Source organism: Clostridium sp. UBA7339 (assembly GCF_002470865.1).
In the GTDB taxonomy this organism is placed as follows: domain Bacteria; phylum Bacillota; class Clostridia; order Clostridiales; family Clostridiaceae; genus Clostridium_J; species Clostridium_J sulfidigenes.
Genome location: NZ_DKPI01000014.1, coordinates 264,037 through 277,079, shown reverse-complemented (window position 1 = coordinate 277,079; position 13,043 = coordinate 264,037). Strand labels below are relative to the sequence as shown.

Genomic DNA, 13,043 nt, shown 5'->3' with positions numbered 1-13,043 from the left:
ATGCTGAGAATTAATAAGAAATAAGGGGGAAAAAGGGGAAAAAGAGCGAATATGATACTTTATTTTTTTGTGATTTTATAGTAATATAATTATAGAATATCGATAAATATTGACTCTCAAAGTCAAAATTTGTTGGATTTATATCTAAAATCTTAAAGTACATAGGACAAGTTATTATTTATACGTGTAAAGAAAGTTATGAGTATAATATACAATATAAAATTATTATGAAATAAATAAAGAAATTGATAAGATGGGGAAATGCTGGAAATTATAGAATTTATGCCGTGAAATGGCTAAAAATTTTTTCGTAGGTCTGAAAACGTTTAAAGAGCGATGAGGACTAGAATCTTAAATTAAAGCATAAAAATTCTTAATTCATAGGATAATTATACAAAAATACATGAATGTTTCTCATTATTTCATAAAAGTGTGTATATTTAAGAGCATGTTACTAATATAAAATCTTTATTGGCTTATGAATAAAATATTAACTATGTGCTTAAAGTAGATATAAATAATTTAAGCTACTATATGTGGCAAGCACTAATACTAAATTATTGGAGGGATTTACATGGCAAAGAATAAAAGGAAATTATCATTTCCAACTGCTTTTACAGTATTAATTATAGTATTGCTTTTAGCAGCAGCACTAACTTATGTGATACCAGCTGGTTCATATTCAAAGTTATCTTATAATGCAGATAGCACTGTGTTTGAGATTACTGCTCCCAATGGAGATATAAAAGAAATGCCTGGTACTCAAGAAACCTTAGATGAACTTAAGGTTACTGGTGACATTTCTAAATTTGAAGATGGTAGTATTAATAAACCAGTAGCTATACCAGGTACTTATGAAAAAGTTGAACAAAGTCCACAAGGTATAATTGATATAATTCTATCACCTATTAACGGAGTATATGATACTATAGATATAATTTTATTTGTATTTATTATAGGTGGAGTTATTGGAGTATTAAATAACATTGGTGCATTTAATGCAGGGATTGCAAGTCTTTCAAGATTAACTAAAGGAAAAGAATACATATTGATAGTATTTATTACTTTCTTGATTTCTCTTGGAGGTACTACTTTTGGACTGGCAGAGGAAACAATAGCTCTGTATCCAATAATGGTTCCCGTATTCTTAGCTGCAAACTATGATGTTATGGTATGTATTGCAGCAATATACATGGGTTCTTCTATAGGAAGTATGTTCTCAACAGTAAACCCATTCTCAGTAGTTATAGGTTCTAATGCTGCTGGAATAAGCTTTACAAATGGACTTAACTTCAGAATTATTGCTTTTGTTCTTGGTACTTTAATAACTATAATATATATTTTAAGATATGCTAAGAAAGTTAAAGCAGATCCAAGTAAATCATTAACATTTGCAGACAAAGAAAAAATTGAAGCTAAATTTGCTAGTCAAGGAGAAGCACCAGAATTAACTTTAAGATTCAAAATTATATTGTTAATATTCCTTTTAACCTTTGTAGTTATGATTTATGGAGTTTCTTCTTTGGATTGGTGGTTCGCAGAAATGACAGCTCTATTCTTAGTAACTGGTATAATTATTGGATTCCTATCAAAATTAGGGGAGAAAGAGTTTGTAAACCAATTCGTAACTGGAGCTGCTGATTTAATGAGTGTTGCATTAGTTATAGGGGTTGCTAGAAGTATTAACCTTGTATTAGAAAATGGTATGATTTCTGATACAATACTTAACTTCTTCTCTAATGCTATAGCAGGTATGAACGGAAATATATTTATAGTACTAATGCTTTTAATATTTATAGTACTTGGATTCTTTATTCCTTCTTCATCAGGACTGGCTGTTCTATCTATTCCCATTATGGCTCCTCTTGCAGATTCAGTTGGACTTTCAAGAGATGTTATAATTTCAGCTTATGTATACGGATTAGGATTAATTTCATTTATTACTCCAACAGGATTAATTCTTGCAACATTAGAGATGGTTGATGTAACTTATGACAAGTGGTTAAAATTTATAATGCCTCTAATGGGATATATAGCAGCATTTAGTGCAATAATGCTATTAATACAAGTTAATTTTTAATATGAAATAGTAAAACTTTATAGAATTTTAAAAAATCCCCCTAGGATAGGCTAATTATAGTCTATCCTAGGGGGTATTTATATATATGATAGTTATTTCTTTTGATTTAGCAATATAAGAAATAAAAGTTGTTATAGTTAAATATTTAACATAAATAATAATTTATAAAAAATATTAACTATAAATAGTATATTAGTTATAAGTTTCATAAAAAATAATATAATGTAATATAGCGTATTGTAAAACAAAACAAGGGATGCTACAATATGTAATAAGATGAATATATAGGGAGGGAATTTGATGAAAAAAGAAGACAGTTTTAAACCGTTCATTTCTGCTGAAAAAGTCGTACCCGAATTTACATTAACATCTATTATTTTAGGAATTTTACTGGCAGTACTTTTTGGTGGAGCCAATGCTTACTTAGGTCTTAGAGTTGGTATGACAGTATCAGCTTCAATTCCAGCAGCGGTTATCTCAATGGGAGTTATACGTGTTATTCTAAGAAAAGACTCCATTCTTGAAAACAACATAGTTCAGACAATTGGTTCTGCTGGTGAATCACTTGCAGCTGGAGCTATTTTCACATTACCAGCATTATTTATGTGGGCATCAGAATGGGGAACAGAAGCACCATCTTTACTGGAAATTGGAATTATCGCACTTTGTGGTGGTATTCTCGGTGTTTTATTTATGGTACCACTTCGTAAAGCTCTTATTGTTGAAGAACATGGAGTGCTTCCATATCCAGAAGGAACTGCTTGTGCAGAAGTTTTACTTGCTGGTGAACAGGGAGGAGCAAAATCTTCTACAGTGTTTGCAGGTCTTGGAATAGCTGCATTATACAAATTTATTGCTGATGGATTAAAGTTATTTCCAAGTGAAGTACATTATGAACTTACAGGCTATAAGGGATCTGGAGTAGGTATAGACGTACTTCCAGCACTAGCAGGAGTAGGTTATATATGTGGACCTAAGATATCTGCATACATGTTATCTGGTGGAATAGTTGCTTGGTTTGTATTAATGCCATTAATTAGTTTATTTGGCGGAGATGCAGTTATATACCCAGGTGCAGATCCTATAAGCGCTATGGATTCTTTTACAATTTGGAGTAAATATATCCGTTACATCGGTGCAGGTGCTGTTGCAATGGGGGGTATTTTAAGCTTAGTGAAGTCACTACCATTAATTGTGAAAACATTTAGGCAAGCGATGAAGAGCTACGGTAGAAGTAACACTATTAGTGACCTTAGAACAGAACAAGATTTACCTATGAAAGGTATTTTAGCAGCTTGCTTAATAATTATTATATTAATGTGGCTAGTACCTGTAATTCCTGTAAATCTAGTTGGTGCAATTATAATTGTAGTATTTGGATTCTTCTTTGCTACAGTATCTTCTAGAATGGTAGGATTAGTAGGAAGTAGTAATAACCCAGTATCAGGAATGGCAATTGGAACATTATTGTTTGCAACAATTATTTTAAAAGCTACAGGAACTATTGGACAAGAGGGTATGACTGCTGCAATCGCAATTGGTTCAATTATATGTATTATAGCAGCTATTGCTGGTGATACATCACAGGATTTAAAAACTGGTTATATCATTGGTGCAACACCTAAAAAACAACAAATCGGCGAGTTAATTGGAGTGCTAGTATCTGCCATAGCTATAGGTGGAGTGTTATACCTATTAAATAAGGCATGGGGTTATGGTTCTACAGAATTACCAGCGCCACAGGCAACATTAATGAAGATGGTAGTAGAAGGTGTAATGGAAGGAAATCTTCCTTGGGCACTAGTATTTGCAGGTGCAGGTATTGCAATTGTAATTGAGATACTAGGAATTCCAGTATTACCATTTGCTGTAGGACTTTATTTACCAATTCACTTAAGTACACCAATTATGGCTGGTGGATTAGTAAGATTATACTTTGATAAGAAGAAAAATGTTTCAGAAGAAGAAAGAGGTCAAGTTGTTGAGAATGGTATTTTATACACCTCAGGTTTAATTGCTGGTGAAGGATTAGTAGGTATTTTACTTGCAGTATTTGCAATTATCCCAATTGGAGCATCTACTCTTGGTGATGTAATTAATATTTCAGAAACTATAAGTTTAGGCAATATTGGTGGTTTAATCTTCTTCTTGTTCTTAATATTCACAATATTCAAATTCAGTGCATCTAAAAATAAGATTAGAAAATAGAAATTATTTCTTGCAATAGTCTATTAAAATAAAAAATAAGTTATCCGACCTAGGGAAAACCTAGGCCGGATATTATTTAATAGGAAGTGAATAGTCATGTTAAATAAAGAAAAAAGTGCACAGAAGGAAAATTATTTAGATTACATTCCAAAGAAAAATGAAGAATACACTTGGTCTTTAAATGAAAAAAAACTAGTAGTAGTAGATATACCTAATAAAGGACTTCATAATAGAATTGCTCAAAAATTCTTCCACAAACCTAAAGTTAGCCATATAGAGCTAGATGCCTATGGAACTTTCATATGGAATTATATCGATGGAATGAATACAATTTTTGGTATTTCGGAAGAGGTAAAGAAACACTTTGGTAAAGAAGCAGAGCCTTTACTAAACCGTTTAGTAAAATTTTTTCAAATTCTTCACGAGAATAAATTTATTCTTTACATAGGGAAGGAGAATAAATAATGCCAATTAGAATTCAAACAATTATAGGTATTTTATTATTTGCAGTAGCTACTGCTATTATATATGCATGGGGACTAAAAAAATCAGGTGCACAACAGAAGGATCTTTTACAAATCTTATATAGCAAGGGTGCCCAAAAAGTAATTAAGAAGTTAAAAACACAAAAGTTCATTACAAAATCGGAAATAGAGCAAGAAGTTTTAGGCGTTACAGCTTCCCAATTCTATAGCAGAAAAAAAGCTGTAGTCACTGACAAAAAAGAATTTACAAGAACTTTAATAGAATTTATGATGAATAAAAATCTAATCATGGAAGATGTTGATAGTAATAAAAGGGTGTATAAATTAAGATAATAAAAATAAATTAAATATAACAAAAGTGTGCACAATCATATGATTTTGCACACTTTTTCTATAACTAATTATAAAGTTTTTGGTGGTTTTCTCCAAAGAGTTTCATTTACTGCTCTTACAGTTTTAGTAAACTTTTCACAAGTAACAGAAATTTCTATTTTTTCTTCTGAAGATAACCTTTCACTAGAGAATAATCTCTTTATTCCATAGCCAAAGCCTAAGGTTCCAAAGCCGAACTGCATTTCTGGAATTCTGCCCTTGCTTAGATTCATATCCATAGGTTTTTGATTTTTTAGTATATCTTGCTTAGTTTCGGCAGGATGTTTATCCCAGAAGTACTTATATTCAGGGTTTAATTTATATGCAGTTTCATGAACTTCCTTAAATAAAGTGAACTTTACATAAATATTATTCATGGCATTTTCTAATCTTTTTCTTGCTTTTGCATTTGCTTTTTCAATCTTTTTTTCCTTTGACATTAAAATTCCTCCAAAATCACTATATGTATATAATAATTACTATTCAAACAAATAATAAGGTATAAATATCATTATATATAGAATTCTATGCAAATGCAAACTTTTACACAGTCATGTGAAGAATTATGTGCTACAACGGTTGACGCAGTAATTGATTAAAGTTAGTCTATCAAATTAAAGATATAGTAAGAATAAAAAAATGTATGAAGTTTTATAGATTTACAACATATTTATGAAAATATATTATTTGACATTGGATATAATAAATTTTATAATTAAAGTGAAAATATAATTAAATAAATTCATATATATGAATTTATTTTTAAGAGTATAAATTTTATTTATCAATGTGAGTTGAGGTGATATGTTGAACTTGCCAAAGATTATTAATATTCAAAAGTATTCTATCCATGATGGGAATGGAATTCGTACCACCATTTTTTTCAAGGGATGTCCACTATCTTGTCTATGGTGTCATAATCCAGAAAGTCAAAATTATAGTGAAGAACTTATGTACAATGAAGAAAAATGTACAGGGTGTATGGCATGTATAGATAGTTGTCCTCAAAGGGCAATTTCAAAGGAAGAAAAATGCGTTGTTACAGATAAAATCAAGTGTGATCTTTGTAAGGAATGTATTGACTATTGTGTAAATAATGCTCGTGAAATTGTGGGGAAAGAATATACAGTAGCACAGCTTGTTAAGGAAGCAGAAAAAGATAGAATGTTTTATGAGGAATCAAGTGGAGGGATTACATTATCTGGCGGAGAGGTTATGACTCAAAACATGGACTATATAGAAGAATTATTAAAAAAATTGAAGAAAAAGGGATATAACATTGCCATTGATACTTGTGGTCAAGCTCCCTACGAAAATTATAATAGAATACTTAAGTATGTAGATACTTTTTTATATGATATAAAACTTATGGATAATGAAAAGCATATAAAATATATAAGAAAGTCTAATAATCTTATTCTTGAAAACTTAAAAAAGTTAAGTGAAGCTGGAGCAAATATCAATATAAGGATACCCTTGGTAGAAGGGGTTAATGCAGATGATGAATCTATAGAAGAATTAATAAAATTTTTAAAGAATAATATAAATGTACATAAGATAAATTTACTTCCTTATCATAATACAGGGAAGAGCAAATATGAGAGACTTCAAAAGGTCTATGAAGGAGTTAACTTTGAAGCACCTAGTAAGGAAAGAATGGAGACTGTAAAGGGGAAATTTGAAAAGGCTGGATTTATAAATATAAAAATAGGAGGTTAATTCATGGAAAGAGGCATGAATGAAAGAATAAAAAAATTAAGGACTCAAAGTGTAAACACTGTTCCTCATATATATATGGAGAGAGCTAAGCTAATGACTGAGGCCTATAAGAAGTATGAAGGTTCTGTATCAATTCCAGAAATGAGAGCTTTAGCATTTAAGTATTTTATGGAGAACAAAACTTTATGCATTAATGATGGGGAACTTATAGTTGGAGAAAAAGGAGATGGACCACAGGCAGCTCCAACATTTCCAGAACTATGTTGTCATACCCTTGAAGATATGCACATAATGAATGATAGAGAATTAATTTGCTTTAAAGTAAATGAAGAGGATTTAAAAACTCAGGAAGAAGAAATTATTCCTTACTGGGAAAAAAGATCTATTAGAAATAAAATTATAAATGCCATGAGTGATAAGTGGAAGTCGTGTTATGAAAGTGGAATTTTTACTGAGTTCATGGAGCAAAGAGGTCCAGGGCATACAGTAGGCTCTGAAAATATATACAAAAAAGGATTCTTAGATTATAAAAATGAAATTAAGGAAGCTATATGTAAATTGGATTTTTTAAATGACAAAGAAGCATTTTCAAAAAGAGAGCAACTAAATGCTATGAGTATTAGCTGTGATGCTATTATGATTCTAGGGGAGAGATATGCTAAATATGCTAGAGATCTAGCTAGCAAAGAAATAGATGAGAAAAGAAAAAAGGAGCTACTTCAAATTGCAGCGAACTGTGAAGTAGTACCAGCCCATGCTCCAAGGACTTACTGGCAGGCAATACAGATGTATTGGTTTGTTCATTTAGGAGTAACTACAGAATTAAATCCTTGGGATGCATATAGTCCAGGAAGACTTGATCAACACTTAAATCCTTTCTATGAAAGAGATGCAGAGGAAGGTATTTTAGATGAAGATAAGGCTAAGGAACTTTTGGAATGTCTATGGATTAAGTTTAATAATCAACCATCACCTCCAAAGGTAGGAGTAACCTTAAAGGAAAGTGGTACCTACACTGACTTTGCTAACATTAACACTGGTGGAATTACACCTGAAGGGCAAGATGGAGTAAATGATATAAGCTATTTAATCCTAGATTGCATGGATGAAATGCAGCTGCTTCAGCCAAGCTCAAATGTACAAATCAGTAAAAAAACCCCTAAGAGATTCCTGAAAAGAGCTTGTGAAATCTCTAGAGAGGGATGGGGTCAACCTGCCTTTTATAATACAGAGGCCATTGTACAAGAACTTCTTAATGCAGGTAAATCCATAGAGGATGCAAGAAGAGGTGGTACTAGTGGATGTGTTGAAACTGGAGCATTTGGAAATGAAGCCTATATTTTAACAGGATACTTTAACCTACCGAAGATATTAGAATTAACATTATTTAATGGATATGATAAAGTAAGTGGTAAGCAACTAGGATTAGAATTAGGATATGCTAAGGAATTTAAAAACTATGAAGAGTTATTTAGTGCTTATAAAAAACAAATAGAGTATTTTGCAGATATAAAAATAGAAGGAAGTAATATCATTGAAAAAATATATGCAGATTATATGCCTGCACCTTTTCTTTCAATTATAACTAATGATTGCATAAGAAAAGGAAAAGACTACAATGCAGGAGGAGCTCGTTACAATACTAACTATATACAAGGGGTTGGTATAGGAACTATTACTGATTCTCTAGCTGCTATAAAATATAATGTCTATGATAAAAAGAAATTTACCATGGAAAAATTGATAGAAGCCATAGAAAATAACTTTAAAGGCAATGAGATAATTGCAAATCTAGTTAGAAATAAAACTCCCCAATACGGTAATGACGATGATTATGCTGATGAAATCATGACATCAGTATTTGATGCGTATAATAAAATAATAACTGGTAGACCAAATGTTAAAGGCGGATGTTATAGAATCAATATGCTACCGACTACTTGCCATGTTTACTTTGGAGAAGTGATGATAGCTAGTCCAAATGGTCGTCTTGCTCATAAACCAGTATCAGAAGGGATATCACCTGAAAAGGGAGCAGATACTAATGGACCAACGGCGGTTATAAAATCAGCCTCTAAGATGGATCATCTAAGAACTGGAGGAACTCTTCTAAATCAAAAATTCACCCCAAGTGTAGTAGCAGGAGAAGAAGGACTAGACCACATGGCTAACTTAGTAAGAGCTTATTTCAATATGGATGGCCATCATATTCAATTCAATGTAATTGATAGAGAAACTTTAATAGAAGCTCAAAAATATCCTGAAGATTATAAGGATTTAATAGTAAGAGTTGCAGGTTACAGTGACCACTTCAGAAATCTAAGCAAAGAACTTCAGGACGAAATAATAAACAGAACAGAACAGCGATTTAACTGACACTCCAAATCTATGATTTGGTTAGTGGAAGTTACTCCACCGAGTGAATGCGAGGCGGAGCATATTATAAAAATATAAATATAAAGGGGTCTTTAAAATGGGAATGAAGTTAGGATTTATTGGTTGTGGAAATATGGCAAAAGCTATGATCGGAGGAATTATTTCATCTAAGATTCTTAGTGCAGAGGAAATTATAGCTTCTGATTCATATGCTGAAGGATTAGCTAACACAAATAAGGAGCTAGGTATAAATATTACTGCTGATAATAAAGAAGTAGCAATGAATAGTCATGTGATAGTTTTATCTATAAAGCCTCAATATTATGATAATGTAATTAAAGAAATTTCATCTGTGATTAAGGATGAAACTATCATAGTAACTATAGCACCAGGTCAAAGTCTTGAAAAATTACAAGGTCAATTTGGAAGAGCTGTGAAGATAGTTAGAACTATGCCAAATACGCCAGCTCTTGTAGGAGAAGGAATCACTGGAGTGTGTAAAAATGCTTTAGTCAGTGAAGAAGAATTAAATTATATATGTAATATTTTAAGTGGCTTTGGAAAAGCAGAAGTTGTAGAGGAAAGAATGATGGATGCAGTTATGGCTGTAAGTGGAAGTTCACCGGCTTATGTATTTATGTTTATTGAAGCCATGGCAGATGCAGCGGTAATGGAAGGCATGCCAAGGGATAAAGCTTACAAGTTTGCAGCTCAAGCAGTTTATGGTAGTGCTAAGATGGTAATGGAAACAGGTAAACATCCAGGAGAATTAAAGGATATGGTATGTTCTCCAGGAGGTACGACTATAGAAGCGGTGAGAGTTTTAGAAGAAAGAGGTTTACGTAGCAGTGTCATTGAAGCTATGAAGGCATGTGTAGAAAAGGCAGGAAAAATGTAGAGTTATTAAAGTTATCCCCTGTCTATTGATATCCCCGACATGTTAAATCATTATCACTCTTTAATATGTTACAGTAGACAGTTAACCTTAAATTACAACACACAAACAATGAAAAAGAACTATAGGAAGGATATGTGTCCTTCCTATAGTTCTTTTTGAATGTTATTAGAAGTACTATTTTCTAGGTTTTATGCTAAGGTCTATAGTATAGGATAGATCGCCCTCATCTAGGTATAAACCATGTATCATAATAGTGTAAATAGATTCGTAGTTAGGGCTTAATTTTCGTAAATAAGCATCATGATTTTCACTTTCTTCATATATACTTTTAAATTGTAAAAAATCTTCATATCTAATAACTTCCTCTCCAAAAAAGTTATTTAATGCTTTACCACTTTCATAACAATCATTAAAAGCATTTTCAGTAAGCTCAGAAAGGTCCCATCTACTACTTGTGGTATTTTTTAGAATATAGTTATTATTAGTAGTAGAAGAAATAAAGTAAAATTCATGATAAGCGTTATCTATATGGCTAAGCCATTTTTTATCATCTTCAGACTTAGAAGTAGGCTTCCACTCGCATGTAATATAGTTACAGTCTTTATCTATATTATAATAGGGTAAATTTTTACCCATTGCATCATGTATTTTTTTTTCAGTTTCTAATGTATATGATTCCATTATGTTGCTATATTTATTATAATAAATTATTGTTCCAGCTATTAGAATTATAATGAAGAGTAATAATTTTTTTCTCATTATTGTACCTCATTTTTTAAAATAAATTTTTTAAGTCTTCTATATTTTTTATATTTAGATGTTATAATAAAAGTTTTACGTTTAGATTTTTTTTCTGTTTCACCATGTTCTATTCCATCAGTCTTTAGAACAATATAACCTCTTCTATTCTCTACAACTGAAAAATTTTGCATTTCAAAGTTCATAACTAAGGTAGGTCCATTATTGCTAATTTTTGTACATGTATCTAAAGTTTTAGGATTTCTCTTAGATTTTTCATTTGTTAATTTTTTCAATAGAGTGTTACCAAATATTTTTTTTAATAATGAAGGTGACTTTGTGCTCTTGCTGTAATCTTCATATTCATATGCGAATAAGATATTTTTATCGTAATCAATAGCATAGACTAAGCTTTCAGCAGGTTCATATAAATGACCATAAAATATATCTATAGGTACATGCTTGGAAACCTTAAATCCAACTATAAGTATAATAATAGCAATCAAAATTAAAACAGTAGCACTTAAAACAGCAGTACCTATAAATATGGGTTCTAAAAAGTCATTAAGGATACCTTCTTTTATATATTCATTCTTAATAAAACTTACACATACAAGCATCGCTAGCACTTCTATAGGTATCATTAATATTAGTGCCATAACCCATTCACCTATATTATCTATGTTACTATGTATATAAAACTTTTTTACCAATAAGATCCCCTCCTATATAGTTAAATTACTCCAAAAATCCTCTAGTCTTATTAGTGGAATTCTTATAAGGTGGTATAACAACCTTATCTCTATTCAAATATTTTCGTATTATATTGCCTAATCTACTACAAGAATAAAAAAAAGCCAGTAAATTTATAATAGATAAACCGGGAATAAACCCAAATTCAATATTTGCTTTTATAACTCCTAAAATAAGACACAAAACTATAAGATAAAGTGCAAGATTAGAACTTAAAAACCTATAATGAGATAATTTATGTCCTATACCAAAATAGTAATAAGAAAAGCAAATTAACCCGAAAACAATAACTATAATACAACTTACATAGGAAAATTTTTCTATATATGATGAAGAGAATATTTTTGTTATTATAAATAATATTAATGAAGATATTGTTAATCCTATTAAATATTTCAATTCTGAACTAAAACAGCAAATTTCTAATTTGCATTTTTTAAATCTAATGATTAAGGCTTTTAAGGAAGTTAAAAGTCCAATTATAACTAATATAAATAATATATTTAAAATAAGGTCATTAAAGTAATAGTGAGTTTTAAGAATTAATCCTACAGAAGAGTAAAGTTCAAAAAATAAGATGATAGAGAGTCCAATACACCCCCAAAAGCCAATAGAAAGATAGCTGAAGTCTTCTGGAGATTCTTTTTCTTTATCAGGGAATTCACAATATTCCTCTATATCTGGTAGTGAGAACTTTTCAGTTATTTCATTAATAAAGTCACCATTATAAAAAGTATCATAGATATGAAATTCCTTATAATATCTTTGGAAATAGTTAGGATTTATGGTATCTATTATTTCGTTTGCAGAGTTAGGTGATAAATCACAACAATAATTAATACCCGTAATTGAGTAAAGTTTTGAAAACGTATTATATTTGATTTTAGTAATACTCTTTAAATCAATATATTTCACATTAATAGTAAAATCTGTTCTAGTTAAATCATTTGGACTTAATTTTATTAAAATATTACCCCTTATGAAAACCTCTGTATTTTCATCAAGATGAAAGTAAGCATATTTATCTGGATTTGCAAATGACAGACAAATAAACAGAGGAACAAGACATAACCCTGCACCTAGTCCTAATGTAGGCCAGAAAATTTCTCCTTCAAAAAAATAAGTGTAAGCAAAAGGAGATATAAAACATATAAATGCAATTATTAATAAAATATTCATTGCAGGTCTTCTAACTTTTTTATCTTTAGGATATAGATAAGTATTATGAATCTCTTCTATAGCTTTTGTTTTACGAATAGAGGATTCTAAATAATTATCAGAATTGTATCTTAGATATTCACATACATCATTAAATTTAGATAAATTTTTACATATTATAGCAGTTCTTATATCAGAATGAGACATACCTACACGTTTCCCCCCAATCATAATAAAATTTTAAAAATAAAGTAAA

At 30.5% G+C, this 13,043-nt stretch carries 11 protein-coding genes; 7 read left to right on the top strand and 4 right to left on the bottom strand.

Annotated features, from left to right (window positions below):
- Positions 1-574 precede the first annotated feature (574 nt).
- The 4 genes from B2S02_RS15565 (at position 575) to B2S02_RS15550 (ending at position 5,106) form a co-directional block, all read left to right on the top strand.
- Entirely contained in the window at positions 575-2,080 is a 1,506-nt protein-coding gene (locus B2S02_RS15565) for a YfcC family protein (RefSeq protein WP_035131673.1), read from the top strand.
- Positions 2,081-2,380: 300 nt separating this feature from the next.
- Positions 2,381-4,288 carry an OPT family oligopeptide transporter gene (locus B2S02_RS15560; protein ID WP_346877960.1) on the top strand — a complete coding sequence of 636 codons (1,908 nt, stop codon included), beginning with the start codon at positions 2,381-2,383 and terminating at the stop codon, positions 4,286-4,288.
- A gap of 96 nt (positions 4,289-4,384) precedes the next feature.
- On the top strand, positions 4,385-4,753 hold the full coding sequence (locus B2S02_RS15555; RefSeq protein WP_346849084.1) for a PqqD family protein: 369 nt from the start codon (positions 4,385-4,387) through the stop codon (positions 4,751-4,753).
- Entirely contained in the window at positions 4,753-5,106 is a 354-nt protein-coding gene (locus B2S02_RS15550; protein ID WP_346877958.1) for a hypothetical protein, read from the top strand. The genes B2S02_RS15555 and B2S02_RS15550 overlap by 1 nt, the downstream gene beginning before the upstream one ends.
- Before the next feature lie 68 nt (positions 5,107-5,174).
- Here B2S02_RS15550 and B2S02_RS15545 read toward each other — a convergent pair whose 3' ends face one another.
- Positions 5,175-5,585 (bottom strand): hypothetical protein, encoded by a 411-nt coding sequence (locus tag B2S02_RS15545; RefSeq protein ID WP_346877957.1) that lies wholly within the window; start codon positions 5,583-5,585, stop codon positions 5,175-5,177.
- 367 nt (positions 5,586-5,952) lie between these two features.
- Here B2S02_RS15545 and B2S02_RS15540 point away from each other — a divergent pair, with 367 nt between their 5' ends.
- From B2S02_RS15540 to proC, 3 genes are all read left to right on the top strand, one after another.
- Positions 5,953-6,864 (top strand): trans-4-hydroxy-L-proline dehydratase activase, encoded by a 912-nt coding sequence (locus B2S02_RS15540; protein ID WP_349680282.1) that lies wholly within the window; start codon positions 5,953-5,955, stop codon positions 6,862-6,864.
- 3 nt (positions 6,865-6,867) lie between these two features.
- Positions 6,868-9,240, top strand: a complete 2,373-nt coding sequence (gene hypD, locus B2S02_RS15535; RefSeq protein ID WP_346921002.1) for a trans-4-hydroxy-L-proline dehydratase — start codon at positions 6,868-6,870, stop codon at positions 9,238-9,240.
- A gap of 97 nt (positions 9,241-9,337) precedes the next feature.
- Positions 9,338-10,138, top strand: a complete 801-nt coding sequence (gene proC, locus B2S02_RS15530; RefSeq protein WP_346849080.1) for a pyrroline-5-carboxylate reductase — start codon at positions 9,338-9,340, stop codon at positions 10,136-10,138.
- Positions 10,139-10,312: 174 nt separating this feature from the next.
- Here the strand turns inward: proC and B2S02_RS15525 are convergent, their stop codons facing one another.
- The 3 genes from B2S02_RS15525 to B2S02_RS15515 form a co-directional block, all read right to left on the bottom strand.
- Positions 10,313-10,819: a hypothetical protein gene (locus B2S02_RS15525; RefSeq protein WP_346921001.1), complete on the bottom strand. Its 507-nt coding sequence runs from the start codon at positions 10,817-10,819 to the stop codon at positions 10,313-10,315.
- A 77-nt stretch (positions 10,820-10,896) separates the two neighbouring features.
- Positions 10,897-11,589: a hypothetical protein gene (locus tag B2S02_RS15520; protein ID WP_346849078.1), complete on the bottom strand. Its 693-nt coding sequence runs from the start codon at positions 11,587-11,589 to the stop codon at positions 10,897-10,899.
- 25 nt (positions 11,590-11,614) lie between these two features.
- A complete protein-coding gene (locus tag B2S02_RS15515) occupies positions 11,615-12,994 on the bottom strand; it encodes a hypothetical protein (protein WP_346878302.1) in 1,380 nt (459 codons plus the stop codon).
- Positions 12,995-13,043: the final 49 nt, after the last annotated feature.

Bases quoted from the DNA above. Each gene is read 5' to 3' on its own strand.
- B2S02_RS15565 (WP_035131673.1), top strand. From the start codon at position 575: ATGGCAAAGAATAAAAGGAAATTATCATTTCCAACTGCTTTTACAGTA.
- B2S02_RS15560 (WP_346877960.1), top strand. From the start codon at position 2,381: ATGAAAAAAGAAGACAGTTTTAAACCGTTCATTTCTGCTGAAAAAGTC.
- B2S02_RS15555 (WP_346849084.1), top strand. From the start codon at position 4,385: ATGTTAAATAAAGAAAAAAGTGCACAGAAGGAAAATTATTTAGATTAC.
- B2S02_RS15550 (WP_346877958.1), top strand. From the start codon at position 4,753: ATGCCAATTAGAATTCAAACAATTATAGGTATTTTATTATTTGCAGTA.
- B2S02_RS15545 (WP_346877957.1), bottom strand. From the start codon at position 5,585: ATGTCAAAGGAAAAAAAGATTGAAAAAGCAAATGCAAAAGCAAGAAAA.
- hypD (WP_346921002.1), top strand. From the start codon at position 6,868: ATGGAAAGAGGCATGAATGAAAGAATAAAAAAATTAAGGACTCAAAGT.
- proC (WP_346849080.1), top strand. From the start codon at position 9,338: ATGGGAATGAAGTTAGGATTTATTGGTTGTGGAAATATGGCAAAAGCT.
- B2S02_RS15525 (WP_346921001.1), bottom strand. From the start codon at position 10,819: ATGGAATCATATACATTAGAAACTGAAAAAAAAATACATGATGCAATG.
- B2S02_RS15515 (WP_346878302.1), bottom strand. From the start codon at position 12,994: ATGTCTCATTCTGATATAAGAACTGCTATAATATGTAAAAATTTATCT.